The 23608-nt window shown below is 60.9% G+C and carries 17 protein-coding genes and 3 pseudogenes; 7 read left to right on the plus strand and 13 right to left on the minus strand.

Annotated elements, in window-relative coordinates; translation table 11 throughout:
• Positions 1-211 precede the first annotated feature (211 nt).
• Positions 212-2867: pseudogene (gene gyrA / locus ACZZZ4_RS00875) on the minus strand (DNA gyrase subunit A).
• Positions 2868-3290: 423 nt separating this feature from the next.
• On the minus strand, positions 3291-4367 hold the full coding sequence (mtnA, locus tag ACZZZ4_RS00880; RefSeq protein WP_039760044.1) for an S-methyl-5-thioribose-1-phosphate isomerase: 1077 nt from the start codon (positions 4365-4367) through the stop codon (positions 3291-3293).
• A gap of 108 nt (positions 4368-4475) precedes the next feature.
• On the opposite strand from mtnA, the gene ACZZZ4_RS00885 reads away from it, so the two are divergent.
• From ACZZZ4_RS00885 to ACZZZ4_RS00900, 4 genes are all read left to right on the plus strand, one after another.
• The gene (locus ACZZZ4_RS00885; RefSeq protein ID WP_463547047.1) at positions 4476-5810 is read left to right on the plus strand and encodes a TRZ/ATZ family hydrolase; all 1335 of its coding nucleotides are present in this window, start codon (positions 4476-4478) and stop codon (positions 5808-5810) included.
• A 58-nt stretch (positions 5811-5868) separates the two neighbouring features.
• Entirely contained in the window at positions 5869-6567 is a 699-nt protein-coding gene (gene ubiG / locus ACZZZ4_RS00890) for a bifunctional 2-polyprenyl-6-hydroxyphenol methylase/3-demethylubiquinol 3-O-methyltransferase UbiG (RefSeq protein WP_463547048.1), read from the plus strand.
• A gap of 4 nt (positions 6568-6571) precedes the next feature.
• Complete coding sequence (gene mupP, locus ACZZZ4_RS00895; protein ID WP_463547049.1) at positions 6572-7243, plus strand: N-acetylmuramic acid 6-phosphate phosphatase MupP; 672 nt, start codon at positions 6572-6574, stop codon at positions 7241-7243.
• Positions 7244-7491: 248 nt separating this feature from the next.
• The gene (locus ACZZZ4_RS00900) at positions 7492-8232 is read left to right on the plus strand and encodes a YciK family oxidoreductase (RefSeq protein WP_463547050.1); all 741 of its coding nucleotides are present in this window, start codon (positions 7492-7494) and stop codon (positions 8230-8232) included.
• Here ACZZZ4_RS00900 and ACZZZ4_RS00905 read toward each other — a convergent pair.
• Positions 8219-8437: a hypothetical protein gene (locus tag ACZZZ4_RS00905; protein ID WP_415761849.1), complete on the minus strand. Its 219-nt coding sequence runs from the start codon at positions 8435-8437 to the stop codon at positions 8219-8221. The two genes, ACZZZ4_RS00900 and ACZZZ4_RS00905, sit on opposite strands and share 14 nt — an antisense overlap.
• Before the next feature lie 156 nt (positions 8438-8593).
• Between ACZZZ4_RS00905 and ACZZZ4_RS00910 the strand changes: the two genes are divergently transcribed.
• Positions 8594-9520, plus strand: coding sequence for a GGDEF domain-containing protein (locus tag ACZZZ4_RS00910; protein WP_463547051.1), 927 nt, complete (start codon positions 8594-8596; stop codon positions 9518-9520).
• A 102-nt stretch (positions 9521-9622) separates the two neighbouring features.
• On the opposite strand, the gene ACZZZ4_RS00915 is transcribed toward ACZZZ4_RS00910, so the two are convergent.
• The 7 genes and pseudogenes from ACZZZ4_RS00915 to ACZZZ4_RS00945 all read right to left on the minus strand — a co-directional run bounded on the left by ACZZZ4_RS00915 (position 9623) and on the right by ACZZZ4_RS00945 (position 17446).
• Entirely contained in the window at positions 9623-10384 is a 762-nt protein-coding gene (locus ACZZZ4_RS00915; protein ID WP_404822179.1) for a TenA family transcriptional regulator, read from the minus strand.
• A gap of 79 nt (positions 10385-10463) precedes the next feature.
• Positions 10464-12922 (minus strand): annotated as a pseudogene (locus ACZZZ4_RS00920) (EAL domain-containing protein).
• A gap of 137 nt (positions 12923-13059) precedes the next feature.
• On the minus strand, positions 13060-14877 hold the full coding sequence (locus ACZZZ4_RS00925; RefSeq protein WP_463547052.1) for an ABC transporter ATP-binding protein: 1818 nt from the start codon (positions 14875-14877) through the stop codon (positions 13060-13062).
• Positions 14870-15471: pseudogene (locus ACZZZ4_RS00930) on the minus strand (DsbA family protein). The gene ACZZZ4_RS00925 and the pseudogene ACZZZ4_RS00930 overlap by 8 nt, the downstream one beginning before the upstream one ends.
• A gap of 35 nt (positions 15472-15506) precedes the next feature.
• Entirely contained in the window at positions 15507-16448 is a 942-nt protein-coding gene (gene trhO, locus ACZZZ4_RS00935) for an oxygen-dependent tRNA uridine(34) hydroxylase TrhO (protein ID WP_463547053.1), read from the minus strand.
• Between the two features lie 164 nt (positions 16449-16612).
• The gene (locus tag ACZZZ4_RS00940) at positions 16613-16912 is read right to left on the minus strand and encodes a BolA family protein (RefSeq protein WP_415761844.1); all 300 of its coding nucleotides are present in this window, start codon (positions 16910-16912) and stop codon (positions 16613-16615) included.
• A 12-nt stretch (positions 16913-16924) separates the two neighbouring features.
• Positions 16925-17446, minus strand: a complete 522-nt coding sequence (locus ACZZZ4_RS00945) for a DUF2059 domain-containing protein (RefSeq protein ID WP_039760068.1) — start codon at positions 17444-17446, stop codon at positions 16925-16927.
• A gap of 191 nt (positions 17447-17637) precedes the next feature.
• On the opposite strand from ACZZZ4_RS00945, the gene ACZZZ4_RS00950 reads away from it, so the two are divergent.
• On the plus strand, positions 17638-19032 hold the full coding sequence (locus ACZZZ4_RS00950) for a class II fumarate hydratase (RefSeq protein ID WP_129997353.1): 1395 nt from the start codon (positions 17638-17640) through the stop codon (positions 19030-19032).
• Positions 19033-19155: 123 nt separating this feature from the next.
• Here the strand turns inward: ACZZZ4_RS00950 and ACZZZ4_RS00955 are convergent, their stop codons facing one another.
• Positions 19156-20115, minus strand: a complete 960-nt coding sequence (locus ACZZZ4_RS00955) for a DMT family transporter (RefSeq protein WP_129997354.1) — start codon at positions 20113-20115, stop codon at positions 19156-19158.
• A 210-nt stretch (positions 20116-20325) separates the two neighbouring features.
• Between ACZZZ4_RS00955 and ACZZZ4_RS00960 the strand changes: the two genes are divergently transcribed.
• On the plus strand, positions 20326-20517 hold the full coding sequence (locus ACZZZ4_RS00960; RefSeq protein WP_071173176.1) for a DUF6316 family protein: 192 nt from the start codon (positions 20326-20328) through the stop codon (positions 20515-20517).
• Between the two features lie 116 nt (positions 20518-20633).
• On the opposite strand, the gene ACZZZ4_RS00965 is transcribed toward ACZZZ4_RS00960, so the two are convergent.
• Both ACZZZ4_RS00965 and pap read right to left on the minus strand, forming a co-directional pair.
• Positions 20634-21818, minus strand: a complete 1185-nt coding sequence (locus ACZZZ4_RS00965; protein ID WP_039760075.1) for a thiolase family protein — start codon at positions 21816-21818, stop codon at positions 20634-20636.
• A gap of 103 nt (positions 21819-21921) precedes the next feature.
• Positions 21922-23436 carry a polyphosphate:AMP phosphotransferase gene (gene pap / locus ACZZZ4_RS00970; protein WP_463547054.1) on the minus strand — a complete coding sequence of 505 codons (1515 nt, stop codon included), beginning with the start codon at positions 23434-23436 and terminating at the stop codon, positions 21922-21924.
• Between the last annotated feature and the right edge of the window lie 172 nt (positions 23437-23608).

The following is a 23608-nucleotide window of genomic DNA, read 5'->3' on the forward strand; positions in this document are numbered from 1 at the left end:
GGTGGTATCACGCAATAAATCACACTACCGATCAACATGGTCCTGTGGGAGCGAGCCTGCTCGCGAATGCATCACCGCGGTGCTTCAGAGGTACCGCAGCGCCTGCTTTCGCGAGCAGGCTCGCTCCCACAGGAGATCTCCATGATGTCGAAAATTCATACCGGACAAATAACAAGGGGGCGAATTCTCATCCGCCCCCTCGTTTGTCCGCTTATTCCTGCGGTTCTTCGTCTGCTGCGGCGTCGAGTTGCTGGTCTTCACCCGCTTCGTCGATGCCGACGCTGCCTGCGATTTCCTCGCCCTCTTCACCTTCGAGCTCTTCGCCTTCGATTTCCGAAGGCTCCTGAACCCGCTCCAGCCCGACCAGGGTTTCATCCTTGGCCAGCTTGATCAGCGTCACGCCCTGAGTATTACGGCCCAGGCTCGACACTTCGTCGACACGGGTACGCACCAGGGTGCCCTGATCGGAAATCAGCATGATTTCTTCGCCGTCGAGCACCTGCACTGCGCCGACCAGACGGCCGTTACGCTCGTTGCTGACCATGGCAATCACGCCCTGACCGCCACGCTTGTACTCAGGGAACTCGGTGATCGCGGTGCGCTTGCCATAACCACGCTCGGAAGCGGTGAGGATCTGGCTGCCTTCTTCCGGGATCAGCATGGAAATCAGCTTCTGCCCTTCCGGCAGACGCATGCCGCGCACGCCGCGAGCGGTACGGCCCATGGCACGCACGTCGGACTCTTTGAAGCGGGTGACCTTGCCGCCGTCGGAGAACAACATTACTTCGCGCTCACCATCAGTGATGGCCGCAGAGATCAGCACGTCGCCTTCGTCCAGCTCCAGCGCGATCAGACCGACGCTGCGCTGACGGCTGAAGGATTCCAGCGGGGTCTTCTTCACGGTGCCGTTGGCGGTGGCCATGAAGATGTAGTGACCTTCGGTGTATTCCTCGACCGGCAGCATGGTGGTGATGTATTCACCGTCATCCAGCGGCAGCAGATTGACCAGCGGACGACCACGGGCCGCGCGGGAGGCTTCCGGGATCTCGTAGGTCTTGAGCCAGTACACCTTGCCCTTGCTGGAGAACAGCAGCAGCGTGGTGTGGCTGTTGGCAACCAGCAGGTGAGCGATGTAGTCCTCGTCCTTGACGCCGGTAGCCGATTTGCCTTTGCCGCCACGACGCTGAGCACTGGTACGCAGCCAGCGGTTGGGTCTTGGCGTAGCCACCGTGGGAAATGGTCACGACGCGCTCTTCTTCCGGGATCATGTCGCCCAGGGTCAGATCGAGACGGGCATCGAGAATTTCGGTGCGGCGCACATCGCCGTATTCGGCGCGGATCACTTCCAGCTCTTCGCGGATCACTTCCATCAGGCGCACAGCGCTGTTGAGGATGCGGATCAGCTCGCCGATCTGGTTGAGGATCTCTTGATACTCGGCCAGCAGCTTCTCGTGCTCCAGACCGGTCAGACGGTGCAGGCGCAGTTCGAGAATGGCTTGCGCCTGTTCTGGCGAGAGGAAGTACTTGCCTTCGCGCAGGCCATATTGCGGATCGAGATTTTCCGGACGGCACGAATCGGCACCGGCACGCTCAACCATCGCCACCACAGCCGAGGATTCCCAAGGCGTGCTGATCAGCGCTTCCTTGGCTTCCGACGGCGTTGGCGAAGCCTTGATCAGGGCGATGACCGGATCGATGTTCGACAGCGCAACAGCCTGACCTTCGAGAATGTGCCCACGCTCGCGCGCCTTGCGCAGTTCGAACACGGTACGGCGGGTAACCACTTCGCGACGGTGACGGACGAAGGCTTCCAGCAGATCCTTGAGGTTGAGGATGCGTGGGCGGCCGTCGATCAGCGCGACGATGTTGATACCGAACACCGATTGCAGCTGGGTCTGGGCGTAGAGGTTGTTGAGGATCACCTCAGGCACTTCGCCGCGACGCAGTTCGATCACGACGCGCATGCCGTCCTTGTCGGACTCATCGCGCAGCTCGGTGATGCCTTCGAGCTTCTTCTCTTTGACCAGCTCGGCGATCTTCTCGATCAGACGCGCCTTGTTCAGCTGGTAAGGCAGCTCGGTGATGACGATCTGCTGACGGCCACCGACCTTGTCGATGTCTTCGATGATCGAGCGGGCACGCATGTAAATGCGCCCGCGACCGGTGCGGTAGGCTTCGATGATGCCGGCGCGACCGTTGATGATCGCAGCCGTCGGAAAGTCCGGACCGGGAATGTATTGCATCAGCTCATCGACGGTCAGCTCAGGGTTGTCGATGAGAGCCAGGCAACCGTCGATGACTTCACCGAGGTTGTGCGGCGGAATGTTGGTCGCCATGCCCACGGCGATACCGCTGGAACCGTTCACCAGCAGGTTCGGTACGCGGGTCGGCATGACCGCCGGGATCAGTTCGGTGCCGTCGTAGTTCGGCACCCAGTCCACAGTTTCCTTGTGCAGGTCAGCCAGCAGCTCGTGCGCCAGCTTGGTCATGCGCACTTCGGTGTATCGCATGGCCGCGGCGTTATCGCCGTCGACCGAACCGAAGTTGCCTTGGCCGTCGACCAGCAGGTAGCGCAGGGAGAAAGGCTGGGCCATACGAACGATGGTGTCGTACACGGCAGTGTCACCGTGCGGGTGGTACTTACCGATCACGTCGCCGACGACACGGGCAGATTTCTTGTACGGCTTGTTGTAGTCGTTGCCCAGCTCGCTCATCGCGAACAGTACGCGACGGTGCACGGGCTTGAGGCCATCGCGCGCATCCGGCAGTGCACGGCCGACGATCACGCTCATTGCGTAGTCGAGGTAGGACTGTTTCAGCTCGTCTTCGATATTGACCGGGAGGATTTCTTTGGCCAGTTCGCCCATGAGAAGCCTGATTCCTTTTTCTGGTGAAACTTCGTCATATCCATGTGGGAGCAACGAAGCTCGTCGGGGCCGGCCGAGTGCCATGCGCCGACTTACGACAAATCAACATTGGATCGCGGATTTGCGCAGTAAAGACAGCTCCGTGGAGCCGCCTCGGAAAACGCCGGATGTTATCACAAAGGCCGCCACGCACCTATCCCCCAGATGCGCATGGAGCATAGTTAGTTGACCGATGACAGGCTTGAGGGGGACGAGAGAGGCTCAGAGCTTCTTTGAATGTGAAATCGGGGGCGGATTTACAGTTGTTTATTGACATTCAGGCCCTCATCGCTGGCAAGCCAGCTCCCACAGGTTCAATGCCGGGCACAAAACCTGTGGGAGCTGGCTTGCCAGCGATGGGGCCCGCTCAGACGCTACAGCCCTTCAATGCAGGCGCTTGCGGCACATCAGCTGGGCCATTTTCGCGGTGTCCGGGCGTTCGACGATGCCTTTCTCGGTGACGATCGCGTCGATCAGATCCGCTGGAGTGACATCAAATACCGGGTTGAACGCTTCAACATCGGCACCGACGCGTTTACCGCCGACTTCGAGCAGTTCGGCGCCATCACGCTCTTCGATCGGGATGTCATCGCCGCTGGCGAGGTTCATGTCGATGGTCGAACTCGGCGCCACCACCATGAAGCGCACGCCGTGGTGCATGGCGTTGACTGCCAGTTGATAGGTGCCGATCTTGTTCGCCACGTCGCCATTGGCGGTGATGCGGTCAGCGCCGACGATCACCCAGGTCACGCCTTTGGTTTTCATGATGTGCGCGGCGGCGGAGTCAGCGTTAAGGGTCACCGGGATGCCTTCGTTGGCCAGCTCCCACGCGGTCAGGCGCGAGCCCTGCAGCCATGGCCGGGTTTCGTCGGCGTAAACGCGTTCGACCATGCCCTCTATATAAGCAGCGCGGATCACCCCCAGCGCAGTACCGAACCCGCCAGTGGCCAGCGCGCCGGTGTTGCAGTGGGTCAGGATGGCTTGAGCGTTGCCCTGATGCTTGCGAATCAGGTCGACGCCAAGCTGCGCCATGGTCAGGTTGGCCTCGCGGTCGCTTTCGTGAATGGCGACGGCTTCGGCTTCCAGCGCCGCCAGCGGATCGGCGTTGCTTTTCAAACGATCCAGGCGATCGTGCATGCGCCCCAGCGCCCAGAACAGATTGACCGCAGTAGGACGCGAATCCGCCAGCAGGGCAAAATCCTCTTCCAGCGCCGCGTACCAGTCGCCGCCTTCGGCAATCCGCGCCCGCGCTGCGAGGACGATGCCATAGGCCGCGCTGATACCGATGGCCGGCGCGCCACGCACAACCATCGAGCGAATCGCCTCGGCCACGCCGGCGGCGCTGGTGTAGGCGATCCAGGTTTCCTCGAACGGCAAAATACGCTGATCCAGCAGGTGCAGCGCGCCATCACGCCAATCGATGGCCTTCACTTTCTCCGCAGCCAACAGTCGATCGCGCATCCCACACCCCGCACTCATGAACAAAAGCCGCCGATTATAGCGATCCCCCCGCGAAGACGCTCGGGTATACTTCGCCATCCTTTACAAAAGCACTGGAACCGACCCTCGATGCCGAAACCTGCCATTGCGCTCGACCTGTTATTGCTGCCGACCTGGCTGGTCCCCGTCGAACCCGCAGGCGTGGTGCTCAAGGAGCACGGCCTGGGCATCCGCGACGGTTGCATCGTGTTTATCGGCCCGCGCGCCGAAGCGTTGCAGTGTAACGCGACAGAAATCCGTGAACTGCCGGACGTTCTGTTGGCGCCGGGACTGATCAACGCCCACGGCCACGCGGCGATGACGCTGTTCCGTGGCCTGGCTGACGATCTGCCGCTGATGACCTGGCTGGAAAACCACATCTGGCCGGCCGAAGGCAAATGGGTCGATGAGGACTTCATCCGCGACGGCACCGATCTGGCCATCGCCGAGCAGATCAAGGGCGGCATCAGCTGTTTCTCGGACATGTATTTCTTCCCGAAAGTCGCCAGCGAGCGCGTGCACAACAGCGGCATCCGTGCGCAGATCGCCATTCCGATCCTCGATTTCCCGATCCCCGGCGCCAGCAGTGCCGACGAAGCCATTCGTCAGGGCGTCGAATTGTTCGGCGACCTCAAGCATCACGAACGCATCAAGATTACTTTCGGCCCTCATGCACCCTACACCGTCGGTGATGAGAACCTGGAGAAAATCAGGGTGATCGCCGAGGAGCTGGACGCCGCGATCCACATGCATGTGCACGAGACCGCTTTCGAGGTGCAACAGGCCGTCGAGCAAACCGGCGAACGGCCACTGGCGCGCCTCGGCCGCCTGGGCCTGCTCGGGCCGCGCTTCCAGGCCGTGCACATGACCCAGATCAGCGATGACGACCTCGCCCTGCTGGTAGAAAGCAACAGCAGCGTGATCCACTGCCCGGAATCCAATCTGAAACTGGCCAGCGGCTTCTGCCCGGTCGAACGTTTGTGGCAGGCTGGAGTGAACGTCGCCGTCGGTACCGATGGTGCGGCGAGCAACAATGATCTCGACCTGCTCGGCGAAACCCGCACCGCTGCCCTGCTGGCCAAAGCCGTCGCCGGTTCCGCCACCGCGCTGGACGCCCACCGCGCCTTGCGCATGGCCACCCTCAATGGCGCCCGTGCACTGGGGATCGAGGCGCAGGTCGGCTCGCTGGAGATCGGCAAGGCCGCCGACATCGTCGCTTTCGACCTGTCCGGTCTAGCGCAACAACCGGTGTATGACCCGGTATCGCAGCTGATCTACGCCACCGGGCGCGATTGCGTGAAACACCTTTGGGTCGCCGGCAAGCAACTGCTCGACGACCGGCGCCTGACCCGCATGGACGAACAACAGCTGGGCGCAACCGCCCGCCACTGGGGCCAGCGCATCAGCGGCCACACCGAATCGTAAACACCGCGGCGCAATATCCGCGGCTACAGCCCTTTTCAGGTTTTTCGAGGAATTGAACATGAGCAACGTCGACCACGCCGAAATCGCCAAATTCGAAGCCCTGGCCCATCGCTGGTGGGACCGCGAAAGCGAATTCAAACCGCTGCATGACATCAACCCGCTGCGGGTCAACTGGATCGACGAACGAGTTAATCTGGCCGGCAAGAAAGTCCTCGACGTCGGTTGCGGCGGCGGCATCCTCAGCGAAGCCATGGCCCAGCGCGGCGCCACGGTGATGGGTATCGACATGGGCGAAGCGCCGCTGGCGGTCGCGCAACTGCATCAACTCGAGTCCGGAGTCAGCGTCGAGTATCGCCAGATCACCGCCGAAGCCCTCGCCGAAGAGATGCCCGAGCAGTTCGACGTGGTCACCTGCCTGGAAATGCTCGAGCACGTGCCGGATCCGTCCTCGGTAATCCGCGCCTGCTTCCGCATGGTCAAGCCGGGCGGCCAGGTGTTCTTCTCGACCATCAACCGCAACCCGAAGGCCTATCTGTTCGCGATCATCGGCGCCGAATACATCATGAAGCTGCTGCCGCGCGGCACCCACGACTTCAAGAAATTCATCCGCCCGTCCGAGCTCGGCGCGTGGAGCCGCGTGGCCGGCCTGACGGTCAAGGACATCATCGGCCTGACTTACAACCCGCTGACCAAGCACTACAAGCTGGCCAACGACGTTGACGTCAACTACATGATCCAGACCCTGCGCGAGGAATAAGCCGATGGCCATCAGAGCGGTACTTTTCGACATGGACGGCACCCTGCTCGACACCGCGCCGGACTTCATCGCCATCTGCCAGGCGATGCGCGCCGATCGCGGTCTGCCACCGATCAACGACAAGCACATCCGCGACGAGATTTCCGGCGGGGCCAAGGCCATGGTCGCAGTGACGTTCTCGATGGACCCGGAATCGCCGGGCTTCGAAGAACTTCGTCTGGAGTTCCCGGAGCGCTATCTGGTCGGCTGCGCCGTGCACAGCAAACTGTTCGACGGCATGGCCGAACTGCTCGTTGACATCGAAAAGGCCAACCTGATCTGGGGCGTGGTCACCAACAAACCGCTGCGCTTCGCCGAGCCGATCATGCAACGTCTGGGGCTGGCCGAGCGTTCGGCGCTGCTGATCTGCCCGGATCATGTGAAGAACAGCAAGCCGGATCCGGAGCCTTTGATCCTCGCCTGCAACATGCTTGATCTGGATCCATCGACCGTACTGTTTATCGGTGATGATCTGCGCGATATCGAATCCGGTCGCGATGCCGGGACCAAGACCGCTGCGGTCACTTACGGCTACATTCACCCGGACGACAATCCGCGGCATTGGGGCGCAGACGTGGTGGTGGATCACCCGCTGGAGTTGCGCAAGGTGCTTGATAGCGCGCTGTGCAGCTGCTGACCTGACTGCGCCAAGCTCCCTGTGTGGCGAGGGGATTTATCCCCGCTGGGCTGTGCAGCTGCTGACCTGACTGCGCCAAGCTCCCTGTGTGGCAAGGGGATTTATCCCCGCTGGGCTGCGAAGCGGCCCCCGCTCTGATCCAGGCAATGTGACACACAGGTTTTGCGACGGCTTCGCCGCCGAACGGGGATAAACCCCCTCGCCACAGGGGTGAAGCAGGTCTTCATGAAATGGACTATGAGGTTTTTATGTTTGATTACACCGCTCGCCCTGAATTGCTCAAGGACCGGGTCATTCTGGTCACCGGTGCCGGCCGTGGCATCGGCGCGGCTGCGGCGAAAAGCTATGCAGCCCACGGCGCCACCGTGCTGCTGCTGGGCAAGACCGAAGCCAATCTGACCGAGGTCTATGACGCAATCGAAGCAGCGGGCCACCCGCAACCGGCGGTGATCCCGTTCAACCTCGAGACCGCCCTGCCCCATCAGTACGATGAGCTGGCAGCGATGATCGAAACCGAGTTCGGCCACCTCGATGGCCTGCTGCACAACGCTTCGATCATCGGACCGCGCACGCCGATCGAACAACTGTCCGGCGAAAACTTCATGCGCGTCATGCAGGTCAACGTTAACGCGATGTTCATGCTGACCAGCACCCTGCTGCCGTTGCTCAAGCTATCCCAGGATGCTTCGGTGGTGTTCACCTCGAGCAGCGTCGGGCGCAAGGGTCGCGCGTACTGGGGCGCTTACGGTGTGTCGAAATTTGCCACCGAGGGCCTGATGCAAACCCTGGCCGATGAAGTGGAAGGCGTTGCGCCGTTACGCTCCAACAGCATCAACCCGGGCGGCACCCGCACGAGCATGCGCGCGCAGGCGTATCCGGGGGAAAACCCGCTGAACAACCCGACACCGGAAGAGATCATGCCGGTGTATCTGTACCTGATGGGCCCCGACAGCGCGGGCGTCAATGGCCAGGCTTTCAACGCCCAATAACGCCATACGTCGCATTTGTTGCCGCGGCAGAATGCTGTCGCGGCAAGCCATTGCCGCTTGAAACCGTCACAAAGCTGCCAATAACCCAGCGCGACAATTCCACGGTCGCCAGCAAGTCATTGATTCGAAAAGCTTTAAATAAAATCGAACCGAATGGCACGGGTTTCGCTCTAAATTCCCTCAAAACATGCCGTGTGATGGCCATGGGGCAACGCCGATTTCGATAGCTGACTGATCGTCTTGCGGCAGACTAAACTTACGCCAAACGTCCTACGGGACTGATGGATCAGTACGACGCGCAGCCCATAGCCGCTCTCACCCAGCCTGTAAGACAGACTTACTGCTTAGGGGCTCACGCCATATGAAATCTCCTTCCCAGACCCATGCAATTGACTTCGACAGTGCCAAATTGCAGCGCCTGGGCTTCGGTCAACTACCGGCGCTGATCGAGCGCCCGACCAGCCTGGCGCAACTGCGTCAGCAAATGAGCCTGCAACTGCAAACCAGCCTGGAGCCACAGCGCATCCTTGGCCTGTTCTTTCGCGAAATCCAGCGCTTGGTGCCGCTGGACGCCCTCAGCTATGTGCATAAGGCTAGCGACCTGCGCCTGGAGTTCGGCGCGCGCGGTCATCATTCGGTCAGCTACACCCTGAGCCACGAAGGTGAGCACATGGGCGAACTGATCTTCCGTCGCAATCAGCGTTTCAACGACAAGGAACAGGGCGAACTCGAGTCGCTGCTGTCCTGCTTGTTGTATCCGATGCGCAACGCCCTGGCCTATCGCGCTGCAACCCAAAGTGCTTTGCGCGATCCATTGACCGGCGCTGGCAACCGCGTTGCCATGGAGCAGACCTTGCAGCGCGAGATAGACATGTCGCGCCGCCATGTGCAGCCGCTATCAGTACTGATGCTCGACATCGACCACTTCAAGCGGGTCAATGACGATCATGGTCACAGCGCGGGTGATGAAGTGCTCAGAGCGATTGCCGCTTCGATCAAGGCGCAACTACGCAATGTCGACATGGTGTTCCGTTATGGCGGCGAAGAGTTTTTGATTCTGCTGTCCAACACCGGTCGCGAGGCGGCAGCGATGGTCGGCGAGCGTTTGCGCCAGGCGACGCAGTCGGAGGAATACTTTGCCGATGGCCAGTTGATCGAGATCACCGTGAGCCTGGGATGCTCGACGTTGTTGCCGGGCGAGTCGGCGGACAGCTTGTTGCGCCGGGCCGACAGTGCGCTCTATGTCGCAAAGCGCGAAGGGCGGAACCGGCTGGCGATGGCCGGCTAAAAATCATTGTGGGAGCGAGCCTGCTCGCGAAGAGGGAGTGTCAGACAACGAGTCGTTGAATGACCCACCGCTTTCGCGAGCAGGCTCGCTCCCACAGTTCGATCAGCTTTCGGTTACGGTCCTGCGCTCGCGGTTGACCAGCAACCGCTCCGAAGTTTCAAGCTGCATGCACCGTTCCAGGAACAGGTACATGTAGTCGTAGCTCTTGCAGATCGCCTGACGCAGCTCTGCCTGCAAAGCCTTGCTCGGGTTCATGCCGGCCAGGGTGCAGATGATTTCCAGCGCTTCCCATGGGTGGGCATCATCGTACTGGGCGTGCATCTTCAACCACTTCATCGCGCGCTTGCGATCTTCTTCCGGAAACGCTGCCGCGTAGACCCCGGTCGAGCAGACCACCGCTGACCATTCCCCGGTCGCGCCCTCGATCGCATAGTTGGTCGCGGCAATTGCCACGATCAGCGAATCTGCCGAGCTGGTATGCCAGCACCAGTGACTCAGGGCGTGCAGCTCCGGCGGCACTTGCTGGGCCTGAAGATCTTCGAGGCTGACGCCATGGGCGCGGCTCCAGTGCATCCAGTAGTCGGCATGGTTGAGTTCGACGCGGATATTGCGCATCAGCCAGCGCCGCGCCATGTCCTCGCCGGGATGGCGGGCGAAGCGGGTCTTGGTGAGGTTCTGCGCCATGTACAAGGCAAACTGCTCGACCACCGGCCAGCCCCCGATCAGGTACTGGCGCATGGTTTTCGCGCTGAGTTTGTTGTCGCGCATGCGCTGATAAAGTTCATGCTCGACAACCCGGCGCTTGCTCTCGCTGCAGTCCTTGATGAGCTGTTGCGCCCAGGCAGGATAACTTGCAGCTTCCATGAGGGGTCCGGTTCGGTTGAATGTGTCGATCACTGTTCGGCTCCTTTTGAGTTGTGATGGCAAGGATCGGCGAGAGACTTCAACGGAACGTGCCAGGCGCTTTGAACAACAACGGCTGCGGTCTGGCAGGGCGACTTTGCAAACTGTCACAGGTAAACAACTGCGGACGCTCGATAACATATCCCTGAGCGTAATCCACACCTATTTCAAGCAACGCCTGTTCGATCTGGTTAGTTTCAACAAACTCGGCAATTGTCTGCTTACCCATAACATGGCCGATGTGATTGATCACTTCGACCATTGCCCGATTAATCGGGTCGTCCAGCATATCCTTTACGAAACTCCCGTCGATCTTCAGGAAGTCTACAGGCAAATGTTTCAAGTAAGCGAATGAAGACATTCCGGCACAAAAGTCATCCAGGGAAAAGTGACAACCTAAGCCTTTGAGTTCGTTGATAAAACGAATTGCACTGCCAAGATTTGCGATTGCACTGGTTTCAGTAATTTCAAAACAAATCATTTCAGGCGGTATAGCGTAGTTAACAAACTGTTCCCGCAGGAAGTGCAAAAAGGCGTCATCTCCGATAGTAATGCCTGACAGATTAATCGCACACATCGCTAAAGGAAGTTCATGTTCCTGTTCAATGCACTGAGCAATAACCTTGAAAACATTTTCAACTACCCAGCGATCCAACTGGGTCATCAAACCATATCGCTCCGCCGCCGGGATAAAGCTGTCAGGCAGAATCATCCGCCCCGATTCATCATGTAAACGCAGGAGGATCTCGATGTGCCCGGCCTGGCCTGCATGCGGTTTGAGTGGCGCGATCTGCTGCGCATACAGGCAAAAACGGTTTTCCTCCAGCGCCATGTGCAGGCGCTGCACCCAGGCCATTTCACCGAAACGCATGGACAGTTCTGAATCGTCGGCGTGATAGACCTGCACGCGGTTGCGGCCCTTTTCCTTGGCCATGTAGCAAGCCATGTCCGCCGCGCGCAACGAGGCTTCGAGGGTGGTCGGATTCTGTGCGACATGCACCAGGCCGATACTGACGGTGGTCAGGAATGGCCGCCCTTTCCAGACAAAATGCAGGTTCTGCACCGTCTGGCGCAGGCTCTCGGCAATCTTCTCCGCCACCTCTGGCGGGCAGTTCTGAAGCAGAATGCCGAACTCGTCGCCGCCCAGCCGCGCCAGCGTGTCGCCCTCACGCAGGCCCGATTGCAACAGCGTGCAGATATGCCGCAACAGCTCATCGCCTGCCGCATGGCCACAGGTGTCGTTGACCAGTTTGAACTGATCCAGATCGAGGAACATCAGCGCATGCCGCCCGGGCTGGCGCGTCAGGTTGTGCAAGGCCTGCTCGAGGCGATATTCGAATTCGCGACGGTTGGCCAGCCCGGTCAGTGCATCGTGGGTCGCTTGCCAGGACAGATTGGCGATGTATTGCCGCTCCTGGGTCATGTCGTGCAACACCAGCACCGTGCCGCTGACATTGCCGGCGTTGCGGATCGGCGCACCGACCAGGGTCACCGACAACGTGCTGCCATCCAGACGCTGAATCAGCTTGGAATGTTCGCTGCCGCCGCTGAGCTGGCCGCTGAGAATGTGCTCAATCAAGGTCAGCCCTTCGGTCTGGGCGTTCTCGTCAAGCAGGTTGAACAGCGCCGACAACGGCAGGCCCGCCGCCTGCTCGGCCTTCCAGTGGGTCATCACCTCGGCGGCCGGGTTCATGTAATCGATCGCGCCGTTGACGTCGGTGGTGATTACGCCATCGCCAATCGACTGTAGCGTAATGTGCGCGCGATCCTTCTCCAGCTGCAGTGCCTGGGCAAATTCATGGCGTTGCTTGAGCAATTTGTGTGTGCGCCACAGCGCCAGCACGATCAGACCCAGCGCGGTGGCCAGGTTGGTGAACAGCAGCAGGCGCATGATCACCCGCGAGCCTTCGCCCAAGGCATCGCTGAAGGCTTTCGCGGCTGGAGTTACCGCATCGTTGATGGCGAAGATCTGAACTTTCCAGCGCTGCACATCGCCGGGGCTGGCCTGGTTCTGCGCAATGCCCTGATGCATCTCCTGCGCGACTTCGTGCAGCCGGTCGAGGTAGGCATCGCCGATTGTCCAGCGATCGATCGCGGTTTCCAGATAACTGAAATGGCGAAAATTGAGATACAGCCAGATCAGGCTGGAGACGTCGTCCGGGTGATTGCCCCCTTGAGAATGCCTTCGCGCGCCGCTTGCAGATCCGGCGGCTGACGATCCAGCGCCAGGCGCAGCTCGTGTCCGCCCTGGGGCACGGCGATTGCCGACAGGTATTTGCGGTAGATCGCCTCGTCACGACTGTCGGCGTAGAGGTTCAGGTAATAGATGGCGTCCTTCTGGCCTTTCGACCACAGGCTTTCGCCGGCCACGTAGCCACGCACGGCCGAAAGCACGTAAAGGCTCACGCCCCCCAGTAATGCCTGGAACACCACGACAGCAATAAAGGGCCAGACGATACCCAACAACCGTGGTGTTCCCAGAGTCTGCTTTTGCTTCATGAGATTCCTTGCATGAGCACTGCCCGCTCGCCTTCCGGGCGAATTCGCTATGACGAGACTAGGTGGGGTTCTCGTTCAAGGCAAGGCGCGGCTGTACACCGCGCGCAGAACGTCTGACAGGCCGGCAAGGGTTTCGATCAGTGCTGTTGCAGGTTGCCGTAGAGCTTGGCGTACAGACCGCCGTCGGCGATCAGTTGGCGATGGTCGCCGTCCTCGGCGATTTGCCCGCCGTCGAACACCAGCACCCGGTCCGCCTGTTTCACCGCCGACAAGCGATGGGCAATGATCAGCGTGGTGCGGCCATTGAGAAACTTCGCCATCGCTTGATGCAGGTTGTACTCGGTGGCGGCATCGAGGGCCGAAGTGGCTTCGTCGAGAATGACTACTTTCGGCTCGGCGAGAATCATCCGCGCAATCGCCAGACGCTGGCGCTGGCCGCCGGACAGACGCACGCCGGAGCGCCCGACGATGCTGTCGAGGCCGTTGGGCAGCGCGCGAATGGTCGCGGCCATTTGCGCGATTTCCAGCGCCTTCCAGCAGGCTTCGTCGCTGCGCATGCGACCCATGGTCAGGTTGGCGCGCACGCTGTCGTTGAACAGCGCGGGATGCTGCAACACCACAGCGACGTTTTCGCGCACTGTCTCCAGACCGATCTCCTGCTGGGTCGATCCACCGAAGCGAATGGTCCCGGCTGCTGGCGTGTACAGGCCCAACAGCAATTGCACCAAGGTACTTTTACCGCCGCCGCTGGCGCCGACGATCGCGACTTTTTCACCGGGCAGGATCGACAGGTTCATCTGGTCCAGCACCAGCTCGTCGCCATAACCGAAGCTCAGGCCTTGCACCTCGATGCCGACGGTTTCGCGGCCCTTGAACGGATCGACGCCGCCGGGATACTGCGGCTCGTCGGCGCGGGCCAGCAATTCATTGATCCGCGCCAGCGCGCCACCCGCTGCGTAGTAGGCATATTGCAGATTGAGCAGCTGTTCGACCGGGCCGATCATGAACCACAGGTAACTGAACACCGCGAGCATCTGCCCGATCGACAGGTCGGAAAACAGCACGGTGAGCATCGCCGCCGCGCGAAAGATGTCGATGCCGAACTGGAACAGCAAACCACTGGCGCGGTTCGACGCGTCGGTTTTCCACTGCGAGTTGACCGCATAGTTGCGCACTTCCTGCGCGCGCAAACCGAGGCGCCCGAGAAAATAGCCCTGGCGGTTGCCGGCGCGCACTTCCTGAATCGCATCGAGGGTTTCACTCAGCGCCTGAGTGAAGCGCGAGGTGCTGTCGTTCTCCAGTTTTTTCAGGTGTTTGACGCGTTTGCCCAACTGCACCGTGGCGTAGATCACCAACGGGTTGAACAGCAGAATCAGCAGCGCCAGCTTCCAGTGCATCCACATCAGGATGCTGGCGGTGCCGACCAGCGTCAGCATGGCGACGAGGAAGCGGCTGAGGGTTTCGCCGACGAATTTGTCGAGGGTGTCCAGATCGGTGACCAGGTGCGTGGTCACCGTGCCGCTGCCGAGGCTTTCGTACTCGCCGAGGGAAATGCGCTTGAGCCGTTCGATCAGGCGCACGCGAATGCGGTAGACGATGTCCTTGGCCAGCCGCGCGAACAGCCGCGACTGCAACACGCCAAAACACAGAGCGCTGCAACGTAAGGTCAGGGTCACCACTAGCATCAGGCCGATATAACCTGCCGCCTGCTGCCACATGCCCGGCAAAAAATGATTCATGACTTTCAGCGCGGCATCGCCGTGGCCGAGCAGGACCTCGTCGACCAGCAATGGCAGCAGCAAAGGAATCGGCACGCTGCACAGCGTCGCCAGCACGGCCACGCCGTTGGCGATCCACAGGGATTTCTTGTGATGCAGTGCCAGACGCCGGACTTCAGCCCAGCTCAGCCGGTCGACACGCTCTACGGCTGGCGTGTCATCGGCGCGGTCAGACACAGGCCGCGCGCTCCAGCCAGCGGCCGAGCAACGGCGACAGCTCGCTGAGCGGTTGATAGCCGTTGGTCAGCAGCGCCAGTTGGCCGTTGCGCTCGGCCAGCAGGGTCGGGAAACCGGCGATGCCCAGATCCTGAACCCAAGTGAAGTCGGCCTGGGTCGCCTTGTGCTGGTCGGCATGATCGAACAACGCTGCGAATTCGATACGCGGTACACCGGCCTGCTCCGCCAGTTCGACCAGCACGCTGGCCTGGGTGACATCGCGTCCTTCGGCGTAAAACGCCTGCTGGATCAGCCCGACCAGTGTCCACGCGCAATCCGGCGCCAGACTGCGCGCGGTGACGATGGCGCGACAGGCAGGCTCAGTGTCATAGACAAAGCCGTCGGGCAACGCACCGTCGAGCTTGAACGGCTGGCCGGTGGCTTCGGTGACCGCCTGCCAGTGCTCAAGGATGTAACGGCGTGTGGTCGGCTCCAGCGCCGAACCGCTGCCGGTGCGCAAGCCGCCGACCACCAGATGCAGCTCGACCCCGGCTGCCTGCGCCTGCTCGACCAGTGCCTTGGCCACCGGAGCAAACCCCAGCACCATGAACACATCGGATCCATCACATAAAGCAGGCGCGCAGACATGGTTAAGCCTCGGTGGATGCTTGCTTATAGTTGTAGCCGATCGGGTGCGGCTGGTTGCGCGCCTTGGCCAGTTCGATCTGCTTTTGCCGATCGATGGCGCTGCGCCGGGTCTTCTCGCTGAGCTTGTCCCAGCAATGCGGGCAACTGATGCCGGCGACGTAGTGCTCGGAGGCGCGATCTTCAACGCTGACCGGCGTGCGGCAGGCGTGACATTGATCGTAGTCGCCTTCCGTCAGGTCGTGGCGCACGGTGACGCGGTTGTCGAAGACGAAGCAATCGCCGCGCCACTTGGTTTCTTCCTGCGGCACCTCTTCGAGGTACTTCAGGATGCCGCCCTTGAGGTGGTAGACCTCTTCGAAACCTTCGCCGAGCATATAGCTCGAGGCTTTCTCGCAGCGAATGCCGCCAGTGCAGAACATCGCGACCTTCTTGTGCACGGCCGGGTCGAAGTGTTCTTTGATGTAGTCGGGAAACTCGCGAAAACTGGTGGTTTTCGGATCGATGGCACCTTCGAAAGTGCCGATCGACACTTCGTAATCATTGCGCGTGTCGATCAGCAGCACTTCCGGGTCGCTGATCAGCGCGTTCCAGTCCTGCGGCTCAACGTAAGTGCCGACCTTCTTGTTCGGGTCAACGCCTTCGACGCCGAGGGTGACGATCTCTTTCTTCAGCTTGACCTTGGTGCGATAGAACGGCTGCTCATCGCAGTACGATTCCTTGTGATCGATGTCGACCATGCGTGGATCGTTCTTGAGCCAGGCGAGCAGGTCGTCGATGCCTTCGCGGCTGCCGGAAACCGTGCCGTTGATGCCTTCTTCGGCGATCAGCAGAGTGCCTTTGATGCCGTTGTCGACCATCGCTTGCAGCAGTGGCTCGCGCAGGTCAACGTAATCTTCGAGGGTGACGAACTTGTACAGTGCCGCCACGACAATCGGTTGTGTCATGGGTATTTCTCCAGGTGGCTACCCTCGCAAAGGGTGAACCGGATTCAAAAAAACGCGCCGGCTAAGCGGCGCGTCGGGATTGTAGCAGAGGAGCAGCTTCAAGCTTCAAGCTTCAAGCTTCAAGCGGCAAGCAGTACGTCGCTGCTTTTGATTCTGCTTGCAGCTTACTGCTGCTTTCCGCCTGCACAAGTCGGCGACGCCGGGGCGCCGTCGATCTCTGCCCATTCCTGCGGGGTGTAGGTGTGCAGCGCCAACGCATGGAATTCGCCCATCAGCTCGCCGAGCGTGCCGTAGACTTTCTGATGCCGCTTGACCCGGTTCAGGCCTTCGAACTGCGCACTGACCACCACCGCCTTGTAGTGGGTCTGTAACCCACGGCTGTGCATGTGGCTTTCGTCCAGCACTTGCAGGTGCTCAGGCTGTAACAGGGCCAGCGTCGATTCGATGCGTTGTTGCATGGTCATCACGAACTCCGCTTACTTCTTCTTGGCCGGCGCAGCAGCGCCTTTCGGGTCCAGCTCTTTGGTCATGTCGTCGAGCAGCTTGTTGACCACCGGCACTGCGCTTTCCAGTTTGCCCTGGGTCATCTGCGCCGACTGCTGGGTCAGCTGCGGCATTTTTTCGAGGACTTTCTTGCCCAGTGGCGACTGGTAGAAAGCCACCAGATCTTTCAGCTCGGATTCGCTGAAGTTGCTGGTGTAGAGCTTGACCATGTCCGGTTTCAGCTTGTTCCAGCCGATGGCCTGATCCAGTGCGGCGTTGGCCTTGGCCTGGTAGGTTTCGAGCACGGCTTTCTTCGACTCAGGGGCTTTGGTCTGTTCAAAGCGCTGGGCGAACATTTGCTGCACTTGCATGTACACCGGGGTGCCCAGCTTGTCAGCGTGAGCCAGCGTCAGGAAAGCTTCGGCACTGGCGTTGTGGCTGGCGGTATCGGCAAGCACCTGGCCGCTGGCGCAAACCAGTGCAACCGCGGTACAGATGGCGCGAAGACGAGTCATCGAGTTTCCTTTAAGCAAAGCGAGGTCGAACCCCAAGGGCGACCATTCTGCGCCTAACAATCGCTGTGGCTCAACCCCCGGGCCTTGCCGCGCTTGATTGGCGGGGTTTTGCGGTCAACAATCGAGTCGATGGAACCACCCGGGCCGACGCCGGCCTAAATTGCGCCAACAGACCAACAGGAGTGTGCACGATGAGCCGTATCGAAACCGACAGCCTGGGCCAGATCGAGGTCCCGGACGACGCTTACTGGGGTGCTCAGACGCAACGCTCGCTGATCAACTTCGCCATTGGTCAGGAACGCATGCCGCTACCGGTGCTGCACGCCCTGGCGCTGATCAAGAAAGCCGCCGCGCGGGTCAACGACCGCAATGGCGACCTGCCCGCCGACATCGCTCGCCTGATCGAACAGGCCGCCGATGAAGTCCTCGCCGGCGAGCATGACGAGCAGTTCCCGCTGGTGGTCTGGCAGACCGGCAGCGGCACCCAGAGCAACATGAACGTCAACGAAGTGATCGCCGGTCGCGCCAACGAGCTGGCCGGCAACCCGCGCGGCGGCAAGTCGCCGGTGCACCCCAACGATCACGTCAACCGCTCGCAAAGTTCCAACGACTGCTTCCCCACTGCCATGAGCATTGCCACCGCCAAAGCGGTGCAGGAACAACTGCTGCCGGCGATTGCCGAGCTGTCCGGCGGCCTCGCTGAACTGGCGGCGCGGCACATGAAACTGGTGAAGACCGGGCGCACGCACATGATGGACGCGACGCCGATCACCTTCGGCCAGGAGCTGTCCGGCTTCATCGCGCAACTGGATTACGCCGAGCGCGCGATTCGCGCGGCGTTGCCGGCGGTCTGCGAGCTGGCTCAGGGTGGCACCGCAGTCGGCACCGGGCTGAATTCACCGCACGGCTTCGGTGAGGCGATTGCCGCCGAACTTGCTGCGCTGTCCGGTTTGCCATTCGTCACCGCGCCGAACAAGTTTGCCGCGCTGGCCGGCCATGAGCCACTGGTGACGCTGTCCGGCGCGCTGAAAACCCTCGCCGTGGCCTTGATGAAGATCGCCAACGACCTGCGCTTGCTCGGTTCCGGTCCGCGCGCAGGTTTCGCTGAAGTGAAGTTGCCGGCCAACGAGCCGGGCAGCTCGATCATGCCCGGCAAGGTCAACCCGACCCAGTGCGAAGCGCTGTCGATGCTCGCCTGTCAGGTGCTCGGCAACGACGTGGCGATCGGTATCGCCGCCAGCCAAGGACACTTGCAGTTGAACGTGTTCAAACCGGTGATCATCCACAACCTGCTGCAATCGATCCGTTTGCTCGGCGATGGCTGCAGCAACTTCCAGCAGCACTGCATCGCCGGGCTCGAACCTGATGCCGAGGCCATGGCCCAGCACCTGGAACGCGGGTTGATGCTGGTGACCGCGCTGAACCCGCACATCGGTTATGACAAGTCGGCGGAGATCGCCAAGAAGGCCTACAGCGAGGGGCTGACCTTGCGTGAGGCGGCGCTGCAGCTGGGTTATCTGACCGATGAAGAGTTCGATGCCTGGGTGCGGCCGGAGAACATGATCGAGGCCGGGGCCAAGGGCTGAAATCTTCAGTGCCTGGAAGTCAGCCTTCGCGAGCAAGCTCGCTCCCACAGTGGACTGCATTCTCATGCTGGGAATGCGCAAAAATGTGGGAGCGAGCTTGCTCGCGAATGCGGCCGGCGCGGTTCAACTGGCTGCCATCTTCATCCGACGCGCCTTCAATCCTGCAATCATCGACGGCCCCAACGCCACCAGCGCCGAACCCAGCACCACCAGCACCGCCCCGCCATAGCCCAGCGCATTGATTTGCTCGGCATGCACGTACTCCGGCCAGATCCGCGCCGCAATCGCCACCGCAACAAACGTCACCAGCGGCGTGATCGCCAGCGTCGCGCTGACCCGCGATGCTTCCCAGTGCGCCAGTGCTTCGGCGAATGCGCCGTAGGCGATCAAGGTATTCATGCAGCACGCCAGCAGCAGCCAGCCCTGCAACGGGCTCAGGCTTAGCGCTTCCAGCGGATGCACCCACGGCGTCAGCAACAGCCCGCAGAACAGATAGATCACCATCATCACCTGCAACGAATTCCACACCGTGAGCAATTGCTTCTGGCCCAGCGCATAGAAGGTCCAGACCGTCGACGCCAGCAGCACCAACAGCACGCCGGCGGTGTAATCGGACAGCGAAGTCAGCAGCTCGGCCAGGCGCTGATTGAAAAACAGGCCGAAGCCGATCAGCAGCACCAGCAATCCGATGCCCTGACCGATACTGAAGCGTTCCTTGAACACGAAGAGACTGGCGATCAGCAGCATGATCGGGCCCATCTGCACCACCAATTGCGCGGTGCCGGGGCTGAGCAGGTTGAGGCCCATCAGGTACAGCACGTAATTGCCGACCAGACCCAGCACGGCCATCAGCACCAGCCAGCCGCCCTTGGGTCCGAGCACCTTGCGACTTGGCAGGCGCTTGACCGACGCCAGATAGATGAACAGGCAACTACCGGACACCATCAGGCGAAACCAGGTCACCGTGACCGGGTCCATCACCTGCAATACCTGTTTGAGCTTGATCGGCAGGATGCCCCACAAAAATGCGGTCAACAGCGCCAGGAACAGTCCGTACACCCAGCGCCCCGATGAAATGTGCATGCGAACCCCAAAAGCCTGCTGACAAGAACAGCCATTCTAGGCGCCCGACCGAGCACAACACAGGGACAGTTACCGGCAGGCCGCGAATGAAACAGTGCAGGTCGCAGCAATAAACCGGCGCATCGCCGTTGATCGGCCGGGCAGGCATGCCAAGTGCTTCAGGCATAAGCTGACTGCAGACTTTTCAACGCAAGGATCAGGGAGACCTACATGTACGCCATGCGCGCCGAGGACAGCGCCCCCGCCACCCGTTTTCGCAGCGACCGCGTGTGTCGGGTCAATGGCGAGCTGTATTTCAGCACCCGGGAAAATACCCTCGAAGGGCCGTATGACAGTCAGGTGATCGAGCGGGAGATTCAGGCTTATATAGCGCGGATGCAGCGGCAGGGTTCCAAGGGCTAACCGTGTTGATCCCATCGCTGGCAAGCCAGCTCCCACAGGATTTTTGACATATACAAAACCTGTGGGAGCTGGCTTGCCAGCGATGGCGATCTGACCGACGACAACGAACGGAGGATTTAGCGCACCGCCTCAAACAACCCGCTCGCCCCCATCCCGCCACCCACGCACATGGTGACGATGCCGTAACGCAAATCGCGCCGCTGCAATTCCCGAATCAGGTGCCCGACCTGGCGCGAGCCGGTCATGCCGAACGGGTGACCGATGGAGATCGAGCCGCCATTGACGTTGTACTTGTCGTTGTCGATTTCCAGCCGATCTCGGCTGTACAGGCACTGCGACGCAAACGCCTCGTTCAACTCCCACAGATCGATATCCGCCACTTGCAGGCCTTTGGCCTTGAGCAGCTTCGGTACCGAGAACACCGGGCCGATGCCCATTTCGTCCGGCTCGCAACCGGCCACAGTGAAGCCACGGAAGAACGCTTTCGGCTTGAGTCCGAGTTCCAGGGCCTTGTCCAGGCTCATCACCAAGGTCATCGAGGCACCGTCGGACAGCTGCGATGAATTGCCCGCCGTCACCGAACCGTCGTCGGCGAACACCGGCTTCAGTCCGGCAAGGCTTTCGTAGGTGGTGTCCGGGCGGTTGCAGTCGTCGCGCTCGACCACGCCATCGACAATCTGCACCTCGCCACTGTTCTTGTCTTCGACGCGGTATTTCACCGCCATCGGCACGATTTCATCGTCGAACAGACCGGCGGCCTGGGCCTGAGCGGTGCGCAGCTGGCTTTGCAGCGCATAGCGATCCTGGGCCTCGCGGCTGACGCCATAACGCCGGGCGACCACTTCGGCGGTCTGGCCCATGGTGTAGTAGATGCCGGGGGTCTGTTGCTTGAGCAACGGGTTGATCAGGTGATCGGTGTTGACGCTTTTCAGGGTCAGGCTGATCGACTCGACGCCGCCTGCAACGATGATGTCGCTGCAACCGGAGGCGATCTGGTTGGCGGCAATCGCAATCGCCTGCAAACCCGACGAGCAGAAGCGGTTGAGAGTCATGCCGGCGGTGCCGGTGCCCAGGCGCGAGAGCACTGCGACGTTGCGGCCAATGTTGTAGCCCTGCGCGCCTTCGTTGGAGCCGGCACCGACGATGCAGTCCTCGACACTGGCCGGGTCGATATCGTTGCGGGTCAGCAGCGCATTGACGCAGTGGGCCGCCATGTCATCGGGGCGGGTCTGGTTGAACTTGCCGCGAAAGGATTTGGCCAGGCCGGTCCGCACGCTGTCGACGATCACCACTTCACGCATGGCATACCTCATTGTTGTTGTCGGTTGAGAGTGGACCTGAGCATAAGTCCACCTTCTTGCCGACCGCGAGGATCATTCACCCGGCGTATGCGCGGCCATCGCTTCAGTCCTTGTGCTTTTTGGCCTTCTTGTCGGATTTCTCGAAGGCGTCTTCCAGCGCGCGGTTGATGGTGCGCAACACTTTCACCCGTGCCCAGCGCTTGTCGTTGGCCTCGACCAGCGTCCACGGCGCAATCTCGGTGCTGGTGCGGTCGACCATGTCGCCCACGGCTGCACGATAAGCGTCCCATTTTTCCCGATTGCGCCAGTCGTCTTCGGTGATCTTGAAGCGCTTGAAGGAAATCTCTTCGCGCTCCTGGAAGCGCTCCATCTGCGTATCCTTGTCGATGGCCAGCCAGAACTTGACCACGATCACGCCGGCGTCGGCCAATTGCTCTTCGAAGTCATTGATCTCGCCGTAGGCGCGTAGCCAGTCGGCCTGGGTGCAGAAACCTTCGACCCGCTCAACCAACACCCGCCCATACCAGGAGCGGTCGAACACAGTAAATTTGCCCCGCGCCGGAATGTGCCGCCAGAACCGCCACAGGTACGGTTGCGCGCGTTCGTCTTCGGTTGGTGCGGCGATCGGGACGATGCTGTACTGACGCGGGTCGAGCGCCGCCGCGACTCGGCGGATAGCCCCGCCTTTGCCGGCCGCGTCATTGCCTTCGAACACTGCCACCAGCGCATGGCGACGCATGCGTTTGTCACGCATCAGCCCGGACAGGCGCGCCTGCTCGGTAATCAGTTGTTCTTCGTAGTCTTTCTTGTCCAGACGCTGTGTCAGGTCGAGGCTGTCGAGCAGATTCAACTGATCGACCGGCGTACCCAAGGGCGCGGCGCTGACCTCGCGCGGATTGACCTCGGCACGCTTGAGCGCACTTTGCAGGCCCTCGAGGAGAATCTTGCCCACCGCCAGGCTGCGGTAGTTGGCGTCGGCGCCTTCGATGATGTGCCACGGCGCGTAATCGCGGCTGGTGCGGCGCAGCACGCGCTCGCCGTATTTGACGAATTTGTCGTAGGTCTGCGATTGCTGCCAGTCCAGCGGGCTGATGCGCCAGCTGTGCAACGGGTCGTCGGCCAGCGCTTTGAGCCGCGCTTTCATCTGTTTTTTGGACAGGTGAAACCAGAACTTGAAGATCAGCGCGCCTTCATCGCAGAGCATTTTTTCCAGACGCTCGGCGCCGGCGATGGCCTGATCCAGACGCGGATCCTTGAACAGACCGTGCACCCGGCCCTGCAGCATCTGGCTGTACCAGTTGCCGAAGAAAATCCCCATTCGGCCCTTGGCCGGCAGCATGCGCCAGTAGCGCCAGGCCGGTGGCCGTGCCAGTTCTTCATCGGTTTGCTGGTCGAAGGTGCGCACTTCGATCAGGCGCGGATCCATCCATTCATTGAGCAGCTTGACCGTCTCGCCCTTGCCCGCCCCTTCGATGCCGTTGATCAGGATGATTACCGGGAAGCGCTTCTGCTGCTGCAACTCGAACTGGGCTTCAAGCAAGGCTTCGCGCAGCGCAGGGACCGCCGCCTCATAAGTGTCTTTGTCGATGGCGTGACCGATTTCAGCGGATTCGAACATGGGACGGCTCCTTCCAGGGTTCAGCAAGACTAGCGGATTGGGCACGGACGCGGCGCATAAATTCCCATGAACTCAGGACGGGAGGAGAACTTTGTGTGAGGGGATTTATCGTTGACTGGCTGTGCAGCAGGCGTAAATCCGGGAAGTGTGGTTTGGATCGGGAAAACGGGGT

The sequence above is a fragment of the Pseudomonas sp. AC252 genome (assembly GCF_979258105.1).

Bases quoted from the DNA above. Each gene is read 5' to 3' on its own strand.
- mupP (WP_463547049.1), top strand. From the start codon at position 6,572: ATGGCCATCAGAGCGGTACTTTTCGACATGGACGGCACCCTGCTCGAC.
- trhO (WP_463547053.1), bottom strand. From the start codon at position 16,448: ATGACACAACCGATTGTCGTGGCGGCACTGTACAAGTTCGTCACCCTC.
- ACZZZ4_RS00885 (WP_463547047.1), top strand. From the start codon at position 4,476: ATGCCGAAACCTGCCATTGCGCTCGACCTGTTATTGCTGCCGACCTGG.
- ACZZZ4_RS00910 (WP_463547051.1), top strand. From the start codon at position 8,594: ATGAAATCTCCTTCCCAGACCCATGCAATTGACTTCGACAGTGCCAAA.
- ACZZZ4_RS00940 (WP_415761844.1), bottom strand. From the start codon at position 16,912: ATGACCATGCAACAACGCATCGAATCGACGCTGGCCCTGTTACAGCCT.
- pap (WP_463547054.1), bottom strand. From the start codon at position 23,436: ATGTTCGAATCCGCTGAAATCGGTCACGCCATCGACAAAGACACTTAT.
- ACZZZ4_RS00915 (WP_404822179.1), bottom strand. From the start codon at position 10,384: ATGGAAGCTGCAAGTTATCCTGCCTGGGCGCAACAGCTCATCAAGGAC.
- ACZZZ4_RS00950 (WP_129997353.1), top strand. From the start codon at position 17,638: ATGAGCCGTATCGAAACCGACAGCCTGGGCCAGATCGAGGTCCCGGAC.
- ACZZZ4_RS00955 (WP_129997354.1), bottom strand. From the start codon at position 20,115: ATGCACATTTCATCGGGGCGCTGGGTGTACGGACTGTTCCTGGCGCTG.
- mtnA (WP_039760044.1), bottom strand. From the start codon at position 4,367: ATGCGCGATCGACTGTTGGCTGCGGAGAAAGTGAAGGCCATCGATTGG.
- ACZZZ4_RS00900 (WP_463547050.1), top strand. From the start codon at position 7,492: ATGTTTGATTACACCGCTCGCCCTGAATTGCTCAAGGACCGGGTCATT.
- ACZZZ4_RS00960 (WP_071173176.1), top strand. From the start codon at position 20,326: ATGTACGCCATGCGCGCCGAGGACAGCGCCCCCGCCACCCGTTTTCGC.
- ACZZZ4_RS00965 (WP_039760075.1), bottom strand. From the start codon at position 21,818: ATGCGTGAAGTGGTGATCGTCGACAGCGTGCGGACCGGCCTGGCCAAA.
- ACZZZ4_RS00905 (WP_415761849.1), bottom strand. From the start codon at position 8,437: ATGGCCATCACACGGCATGTTTTGAGGGAATTTAGAGCGAAACCCGTG.
- ACZZZ4_RS00945 (WP_039760068.1), bottom strand. From the start codon at position 17,446: ATGACTCGTCTTCGCGCCATCTGTACCGCGGTTGCACTGGTTTGCGCC.
- ubiG (WP_463547048.1), top strand. From the start codon at position 5,869: ATGAGCAACGTCGACCACGCCGAAATCGCCAAATTCGAAGCCCTGGCC.